15 protein-coding genes are annotated in these 14,924 nt (G+C 52.1%); 6 read left to right on the plus strand and 9 right to left on the minus strand.

Annotated elements, in window-relative coordinates:
• Positions 1–35 precede the first annotated feature (35 nt).
• Together tkt and gap are read left to right on the plus strand one after the other, a co-directional pair.
• Positions 36–2,102: a transketolase gene (tkt, locus tag B9Z39_RS08495; RefSeq protein ID WP_108301375.1), complete on the plus strand. Its 2,067-nt coding sequence runs from the start codon at positions 36–38 to the stop codon at positions 2,100–2,102.
• A gap of 41 nt (positions 2,103–2,143) precedes the next feature.
• Entirely contained in the window at positions 2,144–3,142 is a 999-nt protein-coding gene (gene gap / locus B9Z39_RS08500; protein WP_100146547.1) for a type I glyceraldehyde-3-phosphate dehydrogenase, read from the plus strand.
• On the opposite strand, the gene B9Z39_RS08505 is transcribed toward gap, so the two are convergent.
• The gene (locus B9Z39_RS08505; protein WP_100146548.1) at positions 3,097–3,540 is read right to left on the minus strand and encodes a TMEM165/GDT1 family protein; all 444 of its coding nucleotides are present in this window, start codon (positions 3,538–3,540) and stop codon (positions 3,097–3,099) included. The two genes, gap and B9Z39_RS08505, sit on opposite strands and share 46 nt — an antisense overlap.
• A gap of 175 nt (positions 3,541–3,715) precedes the next feature.
• Between B9Z39_RS08505 and B9Z39_RS08510 the strand changes: the two genes are divergently transcribed.
• Both B9Z39_RS08510 and B9Z39_RS08515 read left to right on the plus strand, forming a co-directional pair.
• On the plus strand, positions 3,716–4,918 hold the full coding sequence (locus B9Z39_RS08510; RefSeq protein WP_100146688.1) for an ammonium transporter: 1,203 nt from the start codon (positions 3,716–3,718) through the stop codon (positions 4,916–4,918).
• Between the two features lie 216 nt (positions 4,919–5,134).
• Positions 5,135–5,581 carry an RNA-binding protein gene (locus B9Z39_RS08515; protein ID WP_108301376.1) on the plus strand — a complete coding sequence of 149 codons (447 nt, stop codon included), beginning with the start codon at positions 5,135–5,137 and terminating at the stop codon, positions 5,579–5,581.
• A gap of 70 nt (positions 5,582–5,651) precedes the next feature.
• Here B9Z39_RS08515 and lptC read toward each other — a convergent pair whose 3' ends face one another.
• From lptC to rpmH, 8 genes are all read right to left on the minus strand, one after another.
• Positions 5,652–6,242 carry an LPS export ABC transporter periplasmic protein LptC gene (gene lptC, locus B9Z39_RS08520; protein ID WP_369908122.1) on the minus strand — a complete coding sequence of 197 codons (591 nt, stop codon included), beginning with the start codon at positions 6,240–6,242 and terminating at the stop codon, positions 5,652–5,654.
• 56 nt (positions 6,243–6,298) lie between these two features.
• Positions 6,299–6,862: an HAD family hydrolase gene (locus B9Z39_RS08525; RefSeq protein ID WP_100146551.1), complete on the minus strand. Its 564-nt coding sequence runs from the start codon at positions 6,860–6,862 to the stop codon at positions 6,299–6,301.
• On the minus strand, positions 6,862–7,872 hold the full coding sequence (locus B9Z39_RS08530) for an SIS domain-containing protein (RefSeq protein ID WP_100146552.1): 1,011 nt from the start codon (positions 7,870–7,872) through the stop codon (positions 6,862–6,864). The genes B9Z39_RS08525 and B9Z39_RS08530 overlap by 1 nt, the downstream gene beginning before the upstream one ends.
• A 27-nt stretch (positions 7,873–7,899) precedes the next feature.
• Positions 7,900–9,324 carry a tRNA uridine-5-carboxymethylaminomethyl(34) synthesis GTPase MnmE gene (gene mnmE / locus B9Z39_RS08535; protein ID WP_100146553.1) on the minus strand — a complete coding sequence of 475 codons (1,425 nt, stop codon included), beginning with the start codon at positions 9,322–9,324 and terminating at the stop codon, positions 7,900–7,902.
• 76 nt (positions 9,325–9,400) lie between these two features.
• On the minus strand, positions 9,401–11,122 hold the full coding sequence (yidC, locus tag B9Z39_RS08540; protein WP_108301377.1) for a membrane protein insertase YidC: 1,722 nt from the start codon (positions 11,120–11,122) through the stop codon (positions 9,401–9,403).
• On the minus strand, positions 11,115–11,390 hold the full coding sequence (gene yidD / locus B9Z39_RS08545) for a membrane protein insertion efficiency factor YidD (protein ID WP_108301378.1): 276 nt from the start codon (positions 11,388–11,390) through the stop codon (positions 11,115–11,117). Before yidD ends, yidC begins: the two co-directional genes overlap by 8 nt.
• Complete coding sequence (rnpA, locus tag B9Z39_RS08550; RefSeq protein ID WP_100146556.1) at positions 11,387–11,788, minus strand: ribonuclease P protein component; 402 nt, start codon at positions 11,786–11,788, stop codon at positions 11,387–11,389. The genes yidD and rnpA overlap by 4 nt, the downstream gene beginning before the upstream one ends.
• Positions 11,789–11,825: 37 nt before the next feature.
• On the minus strand, positions 11,826–11,960 hold the full coding sequence (gene rpmH, locus B9Z39_RS08555) for a 50S ribosomal protein L34 (RefSeq protein ID WP_005798102.1): 135 nt from the start codon (positions 11,958–11,960) through the stop codon (positions 11,826–11,828).
• Positions 11,961–12,162: 202 nt separating this feature from the next.
• Here rpmH and dnaA point away from each other — a divergent pair, with 202 nt between their 5' ends.
• On the plus strand, positions 12,163–13,578 hold the full coding sequence (dnaA, locus tag B9Z39_RS08560) for a chromosomal replication initiator protein DnaA (RefSeq protein WP_100146689.1): 1,416 nt from the start codon (positions 12,163–12,165) through the stop codon (positions 13,576–13,578).
• A 231-nt stretch (positions 13,579–13,809) separates the two neighbouring features.
• Positions 13,810–14,916, plus strand: a complete 1,107-nt coding sequence (gene dnaN, locus B9Z39_RS08565; RefSeq protein WP_108301379.1) for a DNA polymerase III subunit beta — start codon at positions 13,810–13,812, stop codon at positions 14,914–14,916.
• The last annotated feature ends 8 nt before the right edge of the window (positions 14,917–14,924 follow it).

Raw genomic sequence — 14,924 nt, forward strand, 5'->3', positions numbered from 1 at the left:
GGGTTTTCCCTCATTACCCCCCGGAGTCGCCTGACATGGCAAACACCCAACAAATGGCCAGTGCAATTCGTGCCCTGGCAATGGACGCTGTCCAACAAGCCAACTCAGGACACCCCGGCGCGCCCATGGGCATGGCCGATATGGCCGTTGCCTTATGGGGCGACCACCTGCGCCACAACCCCAAAAATCCGCATTGGTTGAACCGCGATCGCTTTGTGCTCTCCAACGGACACGGCTCAATGCTGATTTACGCCTTGTTGCACCTCACCGGTTACGAGTTGCCGATGAGCGAGTTGAAAAACTTTCGCGTGCTGCACAGCAAAACTGCAGGCCACCCCGAAGTGGGCGTGACTCCTGGCGTAGAGACCACCACCGGCCCGCTGGGCCAAGGCATCACCAACGCCGTGGGCATGGCCTTGGCTGAAAAGCTGCTGGCCAGCGAGTTCAACCGCGAAGGCCACAACGTGGTTGACCACCACACCTACGCCTTCATGGGCGATGGTTGTTTGATGGAAGGCATCAGCCATGAAGCCTGCTCGTTGGCAGGCGCTTGGAGACTCAACAAGTTGATCGCACTCTACGACGACAACGGCATCTCGATCGACGGTCAAGTGGCCCCATGGTTTGCCGACAACACCCCCGAGCGCTTCAAAGCTTATGGCTGGCAAGTGATTGGGCCCATCGACGGGCACGACGCCGCGGCAGTCAGCAGGGCCATTGCCACCGCCAAACTGAGTGCCGACAAACCCACCTTGATCGTGTGCAAAACCAGCATTGGCAAGGGCAGCCCCAACCGCGCCGACACCGCCAAAGCCCACGGCGAACCCTTGGGTGCCGAAGAAATTGCATTGACCCGTGCGGCCATTGGCTGGAACCACGCGCCCTTTGACGTGCCCAAAGAGGTCTACGCAGACTGGAATGCCGCCGCCAAAGGCAAAGCCTTGGAAGCCGAATGGAAAACCACCTTTGCGGCCTACAAAGCGGCTTACCCCGCGTTGGCCAAAGAGCTGTTGCGCCGCATGGCGGGCGAACTGCCCAAGAACTTTGCCCAAAGCGTGGTCGACACGGTGATTGGTGCACACACCAAAGCTGAGACTGTGGCCAGCCGCAAGGCCAGCCAGTTGGCTCTGGAAGCATTCACCGCGGCTTTGCCCGAGATGCTGGGCGGCAGCGCAGATCTGACCGGCTCGAACCTGACCAACACCAAGAGCACGCCCAATCTGCGCGTGGACTTGGCAGGCCACGTGGTGAAAAACGAAGCCGGTGTGGGTGGACGTCATATCAACTATGGCGTGCGTGAGTTCGGCATGGCCGCGATCATGAACGGCGTGGCGCTGCATGGTGGATTCATTCCCTACGGCGGCACGTTCTTGACGTTCAGCGACTATTCACGCAACGCCATTCGTATGGCGGCACTGATGAAGCAACGCGTGGTGCATGTGTTCACCCACGACTCCATTGGTTTAGGCGAAGACGGCCCCACGCACCAGTCCATCGAACATGCGGCCTCACTGCGCTTGATTCCCAACCTGGACGTATGGCGTCCCGCAGATACGGCTGAAACGGCAGTTGCCTGGGCTGTGGCACTGCAAAACCAACACAAGCCCACGGCTTTGTTGTTGAGCCGTCAAAATCTGCCGTACTTGCCCAAAGGTGAGGCGCTGGTCAGCCAAACGGCTGGCGACATCTCCGGCTTGGATGCCATCAACAAGGGCGCCTACGTATTGGCAGAGCCCTCCGAAGTGGGCTTGAAGAAGAAGGCCCAAGCCGTGATCTTGGCCACGGGCTCTGAAGTTCACTTGGCGCTCAAAGCCCAAGCGCTGCTGGCCGAGAAAAAGATCGCCGTGCGCGTGGTGTCTGTGCCCAGCACCACCACCTTTGATCGTCAAAGTGTGGCGTACAAATCGGCGGTCTTGCCAGCGGGCATCCCACGCATTGCCGTGGAGATGGGCTCGACCGACGGCTGGTGGAAATATGGTGTCTCCGCGGTGGTGGGCATCGACACTTACGGCGAGTCCGCGCCTGCACCGGTGCTGTTCAAGCACTTTGGCTTCACCCCCGAGAACGTGGCCGAGACGGTGCAAGCCGTGCTGGCCAAGTAACTGTTTCACTGCTTCATTTTTAACTTTAGAAGGGTAATTTCATGGCTATCAAGATCGGTATCAACGGCTTCGGTCGTATCGGACGCATGGTGTTTCGCGCCGCTGTACAGAACTTCAACGACATCGAAGTGGTTGGCATCAACGACTTGCTGGAACCCGATTACTTGGCATACATGCTCAAGTACGACAGCGTGCATGGCCGCTTCAAAGGTGAGGTGTCTGTGGACGGTGGCAACCTGGTGGTCAATGGCAAAAAGATTCGACTGACCCAAGAACGTGATCCGTCGGCTTTGAAGTGGAACGAGATCGGTGCTGACATCGTGATTGAAGCCACTGGTTTGTTCTTGGACAAGCCCACGGCCGAGAAACACTTGGCGGCAGGTGCCAAGAAAGTGTTGCTGTCAGCGCCTTCCAAAGACGACACCCCCATGTTTGTGTACGGTGTGAACCACACCACGTATGCGGGCCAAGCCATCGTGTCTAACGCTTCTTGCACCACCAACTGCTTGGCACCTGTGGCCAAAGTGTTGAACGACAAATGGGGTATCAAGCGCGGCCTGATGACCACCGTGCACGCAGCCACCGCCACCCAAAAAACCGTGGACGGCCCGTCCAACAAAGACTGGCGCGGTGGCCGTGGCATCTTGGAAAACATCATCCCCTCCAGCACTGGCGCCGCCAAGGCGGTGGGCGTGGTAATTCCAGAGCTGAACAAAAAGCTCACTGGCATGTCCTTCCGCGTGCCAACCTCTGACGTGTCGGTGGTGGACTTGACGGTTGAATTGAACAAAGAAGCCAGCTACGCTGAAATCTGCGCCGAAATGAAAGCACAAAGCCAGGGCGCCTTGAAAGGCGTGTTGGGTTACACGGAAGACAAAGTGGTTGCCACGGACTTCCGCGGCGAGCCATGCACCAGCGTGTTTGACGCAGATGCCGGCATTGCACTGGATAGCACCTTCGTGAAAATCGTGTCTTGGTACGACAACGAGTGGGGCTACTCGAACAAGTGTTTGGAGATGGTTCGCGTCATCGCCAAGTAATACGGCAAGCCCAAGGCACTCGAGGTGCCTTGAGCATCCAGCGCCCGGGCTTGAATGCTGCGGGCGTTTTTTATGCCACAACCAGTATGGCCCACACCGAGCGCCGCAAATATGGCGACGGGCATGGTGTGAACAAGCTTCATGGGAATGCGGTCTGCCAATCTATTCCCCAAAAACACGGCGGGTACGTCTGCAATCAGCATGCCTAGCGTGGACCCCATCACCACCAGGAGTGGATCGCCATAGTGAACCGCCATGGCCACCGTCGCGATTTGGGTTTTGTCTCCCATCTCCGCCAGAAAAAACGTGACAAAAGTCGCCCCGACCACACCAAAACGTTGTGCAATCTGCGTTTCTTCCTCTTCGATTTTGTCCGGAATCAACGTCCAAATGGCCATGCCAATATGAAGATGCGATCTATCTACGTATACGAAAAATCTATTCTTGTGAAAAATTTCGCCCCAAAACCGTGATGGGCTACTTGTTTGGTGCGTTTATTGCTTGCATATGGTGCGCTTTGTAAAAAAAGCACCGACTCGCACCAAACAAGTTCAACCCATCAAGGATTTATTCATGGACGCACTTAAACAGGGCGCAGATGCACTGTTCATCCTCCTCGGAGCCATCATGGTGCTGGCAATGCATGCCGGCTTTGCTTTCTTAGAACTAGGCACCGTTCGCAAAAAAAACCAGGTCAATGCTTTGGTGAAAATTTTGGTGGACTTTTGCGTATCGACCGTCGCTTATTTTGTGGTCGGTTACGGCGTAGCCTATGGCACGAGTTTCATGGTGGGAGCCGAAACACTAGCGGCCAAAAATGGCTACGAACTCGTGAAGTTCTTCTTTTTGTTGACTTTCGCTGCTGCCATTCCTGCGATTATTTCTGGCGGCATTGCTGAGCGCGCCAAGTTTTGGCCACAGCTTATTGCCACCGCCGTGATCGTCGGTTTTATTTATCCCTTTTATGAAGGCATTGCCTGGAATCAACATTTCGGTGTTCAGGCTTGGCTCAAAACCAGCACCGGTGAAGAGTTCCATGATTTCGCAGGCTCCGTGGTTGTGCATGCCTTGGGGGGCTGGATTGCTTTACCCGCCGTGTTATTACTAGGCGCACGCAGCAACCGTTACCGCAAAGACGGGGCTGTCTCTGCCCATCCACCTTCAAGCATCCCCTTTCTCGCCTTAGGCGCATGGATTTTGATCGTGGGCTGGTTTGGATTCAACGTGATGAGCGCTCAAACGCTAGACAAAATTTCTGGTTTGGTGGCGGTAAATTCACTGATGGCCATGGTCGGCGGCACTTTGGTTGCTCTGCTGTTGGGTAAAAACGATCCTGGCTTCGTGCACAACGGCCCACTTGCCGGTTTGGTCGCTGTTTGCGCTGGCTCTGATGTGATGCACCCGATGGGCGCTTTGGTGGTTGGCGCTGTGGCTGGGGCCATTTTTGTGGTCATGTTCACGCTGACACAAAATAAATGGCGTATTGACGATGTGTTGGGAGTCTGGCCTTTGCACGGTTTGTGTGGCACCTGGGGCGGCATTGCCGCTGGCATTTTTGGCACCACAACGCTCGGCGGCCTAGGTGGGGTGAGCTTGTCGGCCCAGTTGGCAGGTACGGCATTGGGGGTTTGCTGGGCCTTGATTGGGGGCTTTGTGGTTTACGGTATTTTGAAAATATCCCTTGGTTTGCGGCTGAGCCAAGAGGAAGAATTTGAAGGAGCCGATTTGACAATTCACAAGATCAGCGGAACACCCGAACGAGAAGTGAGCTGGTAAGCCGCATGAATTGTGGTTTTTCACGCATGAATTCTTTCAAATACAGGTAAACGCTTGGTTTTTCTGCTCACTTGTGCTCCATAATGGTCTTTGCTGGGTTGGCGCTCGCGCCAGCACAGTGTGTTTGGTGATCGGTCAGTTTCGCGCCACCGCTTTGGTTGCGTTGTGCATTCGGGACTCCATCGCTTGTTTTTTGTGTTTTAAGGAGTCCCTTTCATGGGCAATAAACTGTACGTCGGCAATTTGCCGTATTCGGTACGCGACAGCGATCTTGAGCAGTCTTTCGGACAGTTCGGTACTGTGACCAGCGCCAAAGTCATGATGGAGCGCGACACTGGTCGTTCCAAAGGTTTTGGTTTTGTGGAAATGGGCAGCGACGCCGAAGCACAAGCCGCTGTTGAAGGCATGAACGGCGCACCTTTGGGTGGTCGTAGCCTGGTTGTCAACGAAGCACGCCCCATGGAGGCACGTCCTCCACGTACCGGCGGCGGTAGCTACGGTGGTGGTGGCGGTGGCGGCTACGGTGGTGGCGGTCGCGAAGGTGGTGGCGGCGGCGGTTTCCGTAGCCCCTACGGTGGCGGCGGTCGCGAAGGCGGCGGCGGTGGTCGCAGTGGCGGCGGCGGTGGTCGCGGCGGCTTTGGCGGCGGCGGCAACAGCTACTAATCTGCCCAGCTCACGCTGAAGCAAATCAAAAGGCTCCCTCGGGAGCCTTTTTGCTGTCTACTCACACGCCTTAGGGTTTGCTTTTACGCGGCAATATCGTGCCATGCACACGACCGCCCAGTTGCATCAAGCGGTCCATGTTGTCGTAATCCATGTGATCAGCCGTGAATCGTTCGCCATCGCCCCTAAGCAGCTCCACGGGTAAATGCGTTCGGATTTTTTCTGTATTGGGAAACAAGTGTAAAAACTCACTGCGCAATTCGCTACGCGGCCATATCTCACCCCGTGCACTTTGAGCAGCCTCTCGGATCAATACTGTTTTCTCAAACAGCTGAATTTCTGAGCCATCGGCATTGATCACGGCACGCGTAGCACGCGCCGTGGTGATACGACCCTCTCTAGAGATCGCACGAATACGTGGCTGGTCTATTTCAAGAGTATCGGTGTCTGGATAGTGTCGGCCTTGCACTCCTGCCATTTCGCTTTTGAGTACGCCGCGTGCATCAAAAACTTTGACCGAGAAGTCACGCATGAAATAGTCAGGAACATGCTGGGGTGCAGCTTCCAGCTCCACATCCAACACGGTTGGGGTGTTGCGAACCAGCCAATACGTCGCAAGCGCCATCAACCCCATCAAGATAAGTGGAAGGTAAACCGCCACACGATCCCAAAGGTGTCGAGCTCGCATCCACCATGAAACACGTGTTGCCAATGCGGTCATGCCAAATAACCTCGCCACAGATCTGCATAACGACCTGAAGCGACCAATAACAAATCACAGAACTCACGCGCCGCGCCATGGCCACCTTCGCGTTCGGTGACGTAATGGGCGATGGCCTTCGCTTCGATATGTGCATTGCTAGGTGCACAAGCAAAAGCAACGCGCTGCATCACGGCCAAGTCAGGCCAATCATCGCCCATTGCTGCAGCTTGCGACCAATCAAGCCTCAACGATTGCAGAATTTCGAGCGCAGCAGGGGCTTTATCTTCCGTGCCATAGCGAACATGTTCAATGCCCAGAGCCTTCAGTCGTGTCCGCAAAGGGGCACTGTCCCGACCGGTGATGACAGCCGGTGTAATGCCCGCCTGCCGCAACATTTTTAAACCATGTCCATCCAGGGTCGAGAAGCGCTTGATCGTTTCGCCGACGTCGGTGAAATACAAACCGCCATCGGTCAAAACACCGTCGACATCAAAAAAAACTACGCGAACACCCTGGGCGCGTAACAACAATGTCGGATCAATTTGGAGAGCAGGCGTACGCAAAGGCGAATGAGACATCAAATCACCTTGGCACGCATCAGGTCGTTGGTGTTGATGGCACCACACAGGAGGCCCTCCTCGTCAACCACCAGCACACTGGTGATGCGATGGAGTTCCATCAACTCCGCGGCTTCTGCGGCCAAAGCATTGGCGCGTACAGAACGAGGGGTCGTGTGCATCACTTGTTCTGCCGTCAGGGCGCGCATGTCTACACCTTTTTCAATCAGGCGACGCAAATCACCGTCGGTAAAAATACCAAGAACTTTGCGCTGTTCATTGACCACAGCCGAAGCACCCAGCCCTTTAGCGCTCATCTCGCGCATCAAATCACTGAATGTGGCGGACGGCAACACGCTAGGAACAGCGTCGCCACTGCGCATGACATCGCTTACATGGGTGAGCAAGCGACGACCCAAAGCGCCTCCGGGATGTGAGCGTGCAAAGTCTTCAGCTTTGAAACCACGAGCATCCAGCAATGCAACGGCCAAGGCATCACCCAATGCCATTTGTGCCGTCGTACTGGCTGTAGGCGCCAAATTCAACGGGCAAGCTTCCTTGGTTACTCCGCTATCGAGCACGATGTCCGCATGACGCGCCAATGTGGAAAGAGCTCCTCCGGTAATGGCAATCAACGGCACACCTTGCCGCTTCAAGACTGGCAAGATAGCCGACAGCTCATCACTCTCACCGCTGTTGGAGATGGCAATCACCAAATCACTGTCTTTGACCATGCCCAAATCCCCGTGACTAGCCTCAGCAGGGTGCACAAACATGGCTGGTGTTCCGGTCGACGCCAGGGTTGCCGTGATCTTGCGTCCAATGTGTCCGCTTTTACCCATTCCCATCACCACCACGCGGCCACGCACAGCCAGAATAGCGCGAACAGCGTGCACAAAACTCGGCGTCAATCGGTCACGCAGTTGATGGACCGCTTGGGCTTCAATTTCTAGCGTGTCATGCGCGAGCGTCAAGATGCGTTGATCATCCAAGACGTTTTGAATGGTCGCGTTATGAGAAGTTTGGGTCATGGGTTAATTTTATCGGTCCACCTGTATTTATTTGCCAATACAAAAACTTGAAAAAATCACGCCTAACAAGTCGTCAGATGTGAACTCACCGGTGATCGCATTCAGTGCGTTTTGCCCCAGTCGCAACTCTTCGGCTAGCAAGTCCAAGGCGGGTTGTTGCACCTGTAAACAGGCCATGGCTTGATTCAAATGCGTTTGCACATCACGCAATGCTTGAACATGCCTTTCCCGCGCCATGAATAAGCCTTCTGTGCCACTGCCCTGCCAACCCACAACATCCAGCAACTTTTGCCGCAATGCCGACAGCCCCAGTCCTGTCTTCGCAGACAACACAAGGTGCTCATCTGAAGTGCAACTCTTTTGTGTGAAAGCGCTTGTGTCTGCCTTGTTCCATAAATGCAGCAGTGGGACATGACGCGCGAGAGTGGTTGTCAATGTCGCTTCAATTTGTGCATCGGCTTGAACATACATCGGATCGTCTTGCCGTGTGAGGTCATGTAAAAACAACACCGCATCTGCTTGTCCAATTTGCGCCCATGCACGTGCAATGCCTATGCGCTCGACCTCATCTACATCTGGGTGATCACGTAGACCGGCCGTGTCCACCACATGCAATGGAACACCCTCAATCTGAATGGTTTGTTGCACCACGTCACGGGTGGTCCCGGCAATAGGCGTCACGATGGCGAGTTCGGCACCCGCCAACGCATTAAGCAACGAACTTTTCCCCGCATTGGGCTGTCCAGCAATGACCACGCGAATGCCTTCGCGCAACAGCGCACCTTGACGTGTGCGCAGCATGACTTGACTGAGCTGATTTTGCAATCGTTCTAGCTGGCCTTGCGCGTCCGCCTGCTTCAAAAAGTCGATGTCTTCTTCCGGAAAATCAAGCGTCGCCTCTACCAACATGCGCAAGTGAATCAGTGCATCTCGTAATTGATGAATTTCTGCTGAGAACGCACCGGCCAGAGAACGGCTCGCACTACGGGCGGCTGACTCGGTGCTGGCATCTATCAAGTCGGCCACAGCCTCTGCTTGAGCCAAATCGAGTTTATGGTTCAAAAATGCGCGCTGCGTGAACTCACCTGGCTGCGCCAAACGCAAACCAGGCAAAAGTGGTTGCTGACCTTCAACGCACGTTGCCGCGACCTCCAAACAACGCGCCAACAAAAGCTGCAAAACCACCGGACCACCATGTGCTTGAAGTTCAAGCACGTCTTCGCCTGTGTAACTGTGTGGCGCTACGAAGTGAAGCGCCAGCACATGGTCTATGGGCGAGCCAGTTGCATCAAGAACTGGTAAATAAGTCGCCTCTCGTGGCTTCAACCCTCGACAACACAAGGCCTTGACCAAAGGCGTCAATCGTTTGGCACTCAAACGAACAATGCCAACAGCCCCGCGACCTGGCGCTGTGGCAATGGCAATGATCGGTGCGTCGTGTTGGGCAAACATGGTGGTGATTGTCAGGAAAAAACCCCGCTGTCCTTGCGGACGGCGGGGTTTATTTAAAAAACAACGTGGCCTTCGTTTAGAACTTAGGCAAGTTGAACTGAGGGGGGACACCCATGCGGGTGTTGATGACCCACTGCTGAACAATTGACAAAACGTTGTTGGTGATCCAGTACAACACCAACCCAGCAGGGAAGAAGAAGAACATGACACTGAACGCGAGCGGCATGATCCACATCATCTTAGCTTGCATCGGATCTGGTGGTGCAGGATTCAAAGCTGTTTGCAGCATCGTGGTTGCTGTCATGGTCAGAGGCAGAATAAAGAATGGATCCGGTGCAGCCAAGTCATGAATCCAACCAATCCAAGGAGCGTTGCGCATTTCAACGGTTGACAACAGAACCCAGTACAAGGCAATGAACACTGGAATTTGTATCGCGATCGGCAAACACCCACCCATGGGGTTGACTTTCTCTTCACGATAAATTTTCATCATCTCCATTTGCATTTGTTGCGGGTTGTCTTTCAGGCGCTCACGCATTTCCATGATGCGCGGATTCACCGCCTTCATCTTGGCCATGCTGCGATACGCATGTGCGTTGAGCCAATAAAACCCTGCCTTCAACAAAACCACCAAGGCCACGATAGACCAACCCCAGTTACCCAGGAAATGGTTCAACTTATCGAGCAACCAGTACAAGGGTTTAGCCATGATGGTGAGCCAGCCATAGTCTTTGACCAACTCCAAACCAGGATAAACGGCTTCGAGTTTTTTCTCTTCTTGAGGGCCCACATAGAAGGTGGCTGCCACCGTTTTGGTATCCCCTGCCTTGATGGTGTCGAGGGGAGCAATCAACGTTGCGCGGTAGCAGCAGTCTGCAACCGAAGAACCAATGTCCACAGCATCCAAAGAAATATTGCGATTCAACCCGTCTGGCAAGATCCACGCACTAAAGAAGTAATGCTGGACCATTGCAATATAGCCATTGAGCGACTGCTTCTCGACATCTACTTTTTTCTTCTTGATGTCTGCGAACTCAACCTTTTGATATTTCTTAGCTTCGGTGTAAACCGCGGGACCCGTAAAAGTCGAATAGAAAGACGACTCGCCAGTGGGTTTGTTGCCGTCACGTACCAACTGGAAATAAAGCTGAGGCGCAACGTCTTGTTGACCCACGTTCACAATCTCATGTTTCACAGCAACGTCATATGCGCCACGCTTGAGGGTGTAGGTTTTCACCAGTTTCACCCCGTTTTGTACGGGGGACTCAAACGTCACCGAAACTTCGGAAGCATATTTTTGTAGGCTGCGCACGCCGGGATGCACCGTCATTTGGCTTTTATGCGTAGGCAAAGCATCGCTTGTCGCGCTGCCAATCAGCCCTGTTTGAGCTAAATAAATGCGGTCCTTGCTGTCATCCAGCAAAACCACATTTTTGCCCACATGGTTGACATCTGCATGTTCCAAAAACTCCACGCGTGATACGGTTGCACCTTCTGTATCAAAACGAAGTTTCAACACATCGCTTTGCACGTCAACGTATTCTTTAGCTTTGCTGCTTGCAGCATCAGCCAAAGGCAGAGTCATCGAAGATGCACTCGCCACGGCTGAAGGCACGCCAGCATTATTTGTTGCGGTTGATGATGCCGCGATAGCAGGCACCTCCTTGGAAGAAGAGGCTGTCGTAGGCGTTGGGAAAAACGTGGCTTTATGACCATTGTGTACTTGCCACTGATCCCACAGTAGAACCATGGAAAAACCAAAGATCACCCACAAAATGGTGCGGCGAATGTCATTCATGAAGATTTCTTCCGGAGTTGGAGGAGGTCAAAGGCGTTGTAAAGAGGGCTTGCTTTGGCGGAACAGGGTCATGTCCGCCAGCACACCAAGGATGACAACGCGCCAAACGGCGCAATGTCATGTAGGCACCATGTTGCGCACCATGGCGCTGCAGCGCTTCAAGTGCATACGCTGAACATGTTGGCTCAAATCGACAAACTGAGCCCAACCAAGGGCTCAAGAACAGTCGGTATGTCTGGACACATCGAATTAAAAAGGCTTGCATCATGAAGTAGCCACTTTGCCAAACAACTGTGTCAGTTCTTGTCGCACAGCTTGTTTGAGAATCTCAGAAGAAGCACTCATGAATCTCTTTGAATCAAACGCTGCACGCAGGCGAACAACATACGCTGTCGGCTTCAGATTTGATGCAAATTCTTGTGACACGTGATGAATTTGACGCCTGATGAGATTTCGCGTGACAGCACGCTTGGCCCACCGTTTGGGTGTCAAGGCACCAAGTATCAAAACACCGTCAGCAAACGGGGCCTGAGTTTTTTCAAACCCAAGCCCCGTAGAGGTTTTTTCAGTTGGTTGCCATTCGTGCAACACAAAGTGCGGTGTTTTCGCCGCGGTGCTTGCGCGCATGACTGCCTGAAATTCAACCCACTGCTTTAAACGTTCCACGGCTCGCTGGTCGCGGATAGGTTCAATCGCAAGAAAATTAGACAGCTAAACGCTTACGACCTTTGGCGCGGCGTGCGTTGATCACGGCACGGCCGCCACGGGTCTTCATACGGACCAAAAAACCATGGGTACGGGCACGACGGGTTTTAGAAGGCTGGTAAGTGCGTTTCATGTTGATTCCAAATATCTGAACCCTGTAGATCAGGGAAACCAATTATTATCTCAAATTTTTTAGCTTTCGACAAGCCATAAACAACCTACCAACTTGAGCAGCGTTTTTGCCTTTCAAAAAACATTTATTTCTTCTGTGGATAAATTTTTGATAAAGTCCAGTTCCGCGTGCTTTTATGCACAGCTATCCACAGAAAAAACTCATGATTCAGGGTGCATCCCCATCCAGCAGCTCCGACGGCTTACCAGCAGGTTCTGGTGATGGTTTATGGCAGGCCTGTGTCGATCAATTGGCCCAAGAACTCCCTGAACAACAGTTCAATACTTGGATCAAACCTTTGACGGCAACCGTTGCTGAAGATCTCAGCAAGATCCTTGTTTTGGTTGGAAATCGGTTCAAACTCGATTGGATTCGTGCCCAATATGCAAGTCGAATTGCGTCAATTTTGCATCAAATGTATGGTCATCCGATACAACTTGAGTTAGCGATTACTCCTAAAGAATCGCCCGTCAGAACTAAACCTATTTCTTATTCACAAGAATTAGAGTCATTGCCTGAAAGTCTGATTGGTTTGGAAGAAACCGCTCCCAGCGGTCCCAGAACCAGATTGAATACGGCGTTGACATTTGATAGCTTGGTTGAAGGAACTGCAAACCGTATGGCACGTGCAGCCGCCATGCACGTCGCCACCATGCCAGGACAACTTTACAACCCACTCTTTATCTATGGTGGCGTGGGATTAGGTAAAACACACTTGGTCCACGCTGTAGGTAATAAGTTACTGGCAGAGCGGCCCGATGCAAAAGTTCTCTACATCCATGCAGAACAGTTTGTTTCAGATGTGGTCAAAGCTTATCAACGCAAAACATTTGATGAATTCAAAGAGCGCTATCACTCCTTGGATTTGCTTCTGATTGATGACGTTCAATTTTTTGCTAACAAAGAAAGAACACAAGAAGAGTTTTTCAATGCGTTTGAGGCATTGTTGGCTAAAAAGTCACACATTGTGATGACCAGTGATACCTACCCCAAAGGTCTGACAGACATTCACGAGCGACTCGTTTCCAGATTTGATGCTGGTCTGACCGTTGCCATTGAGCCTCCCGAGCTGGAAATGCGGGTTGCAATTTTGATCAGTAAATCACGCACCGAAGGCACTGAAATGCCTGAAGAAGTGGCTTTCTTTGTTGCCAAAAATGTTCGATCCAACGTGCGTGAGTTGGAAGGAGCACTGAGAAAAATCTTGGCTTACTCACGTTTCAACCAAAAAGAAATTTCTATTCAATTGGCACGTGATGCCTTGCGTGATTTGCTGTCTATTCAAAACCGACAGATCTCTGTCGAGAACATCCAAAAAACCGTCGCAGACTACTACAAAATCAAAGTTGCAGACATGTATTCAAAGAAGCGTCCTGCTTCAATTGCAAGACCTCGACAAATTGCCATGTATTTGGCTAAAGAATTGACCCAAAAAAGCCTTCCTGAAATCGGTGAACTGTTTGGTGGCAGGGACCACACCACGGTACTTCATGCTGTACGGAAAATCACAGCTGAACGATTACAACTCAGCGAACTCAATCAACAACTCCATGTCCTTGAGCAGACACTCAAAGGCTAAACCGTAACTGTATAAAGCTGTGGATGAATTTTGCGCAACACATGACTTATCCACAGACCCAACCACTTTGTAGAAGTTATCCAGTTTGATGAAACACCAGAAAACACATTTGCCAACACCTTTGAAAGCCTCTCAAGTGCTTGAAAAAAAAGAGGAAAATGCTGTTGTCCACAGAAACAAGCTGTGCTTATCTACTACTACTAATCTAAATTAAGAAATCAAGAGGAAACCATGATCGTACTGAAGGCCACACAAGACAAGGTGCTCGCAGTCCTGCAATCTGTCGCAGGTATTGTGGAACGCCGTCATACCTTGCCTATCTTGGCCAATGTGCTGATTCGTAAAACAGGTGGTTCATTGCAACTAACCACAAGCGATCTAGAAATTCAAATCCGCACAACAGCCGAACTTGATGGCGATGCTGGCAATTTCACAACCACAGTGGGTGCACGCAAGTTGATTGATATTTTGCGCACCATGCCATCCGATCAAACCGTCAGTTTGGAATCAAGCCAAAACAAAGTGATTCTCAAAGGTGGCAAGAGTCGTTTCACTTTGCAAACTTTGCCAGCAGAAGATTTTCCATTGGTTCAAGAAGCGGCAACCTTTGGTCCCTCTTTCAGCGTGCCACAAAAAACACTGAAAGAGTTGTTGCACCAAGTCTCTTTTGCAATGGCCATTCATGACATTCGCTACTACCTCAACGGCATCTTGTTCGTTGCAGAAGGAAAGCAGTTGAGCCTGGTAGCAACCGATGGACATCGGTTGGCTTTTGCTTCTGCCATCTTAGACATCGAAGTTCCACGCCAAGAGGTCATCTTGCCGCGCAAGACTGTGTTGGAAATGCAGCGCTTGCTGAGCGACAAAGAAGGCGCCATCGACATGCAATTTGCCAGCAATCAAGCTAAGTTCAGTTTTGAAGGAATGGAATTTGTGACGAAGTTGGTGGAAGGTAAGTTCCCCGATTACAACCGTGTGATTCCAAAAAATCATAAGAACACCATCACTCTGGGCCGTACAGCCTTGTTGGCGACATTGCAACGCACAGCCATTTTGACCAGCGAAAAATTCAAAGGTGTTCGTTTGAATTTGGAGCCTGGTGTTTTGCGTGTGGCGTCAAGCAATGCAGAACAAGAAGAAGCAGTGGACGAACTTGAAATTGATTACGGTGGTGATGCCATTGAAATTGGTTTCAACGTGACGTATTTGATCGACGCCTTGACCAACATGGACCAAGACATGGTTCAAATTGATCTGGCTGATTCCAACAGTTCTGCCCTGATTACCATTCCTGAAAATGCCACCTTCAAATACGTTGTGATGCCCATGCGCATCTGATTTGCATC

The sequence above is a fragment of the Limnohabitans sp. JirII-29 genome, from assembly GCF_003063395.1.
In the GTDB taxonomy this organism is placed as follows: domain Bacteria; phylum Pseudomonadota; class Gammaproteobacteria; order Burkholderiales; family Burkholderiaceae_C; genus Limnohabitans.

What these genes read in the sequence shown, in the direction of transcription:
- tkt (WP_108301375.1), top strand. Translation starts at nt 36, where the DNA reads ATGGCAAACACCCAACAAATGGCCAGTGCAATTCGTGCCCTGGCAATG.
- gap (WP_100146547.1), top strand. Translation starts at nt 2,144, where the DNA reads ATGGCTATCAAGATCGGTATCAACGGCTTCGGTCGTATCGGACGCATG.
- B9Z39_RS08505 (WP_100146548.1), bottom strand. Translation starts at nt 3,540, where the DNA reads ATGGCCATTTGGACGTTGATTCCGGACAAAATCGAAGAGGAAGAAACG.
- B9Z39_RS08510 (WP_100146688.1), top strand. Translation starts at nt 3,716, where the DNA reads ATGGACGCACTTAAACAGGGCGCAGATGCACTGTTCATCCTCCTCGGA.
- B9Z39_RS08515 (WP_108301376.1), top strand. Translation starts at nt 5,135, where the DNA reads ATGGGCAATAAACTGTACGTCGGCAATTTGCCGTATTCGGTACGCGAC.
- B9Z39_RS08525 (WP_100146551.1), bottom strand. Translation starts at nt 6,862, where the DNA reads ATGTCTCATTCGCCTTTGCGTACGCCTGCTCTCCAAATTGATCCGACA.
- B9Z39_RS08530 (WP_100146552.1), bottom strand. Translation starts at nt 7,872, where the DNA reads ATGACCCAAACTTCTCATAACGCGACCATTCAAAACGTCTTGGATGAT.
- mnmE (WP_100146553.1), bottom strand. Translation starts at nt 9,324, where the DNA reads ATGTTTGCCCAACACGACGCACCGATCATTGCCATTGCCACAGCGCCA.
- yidC (WP_108301377.1), bottom strand. Translation starts at nt 11,122, where the DNA reads ATGAATGACATTCGCCGCACCATTTTGTGGGTGATCTTTGGTTTTTCC.
- yidD (WP_108301378.1), bottom strand. Translation starts at nt 11,390, where the DNA reads ATGATGCAAGCCTTTTTAATTCGATGTGTCCAGACATACCGACTGTTC.
- rpmH (WP_005798102.1), bottom strand. Translation starts at nt 11,960, where the DNA reads ATGAAACGCACTTACCAGCCTTCTAAAACCCGTCGTGCCCGTACCCAT.
- dnaA (WP_100146689.1), top strand. Translation starts at nt 12,163, where the DNA reads ATGATTCAGGGTGCATCCCCATCCAGCAGCTCCGACGGCTTACCAGCA.
- dnaN (WP_108301379.1), top strand. Translation starts at nt 13,810, where the DNA reads ATGATCGTACTGAAGGCCACACAAGACAAGGTGCTCGCAGTCCTGCAA.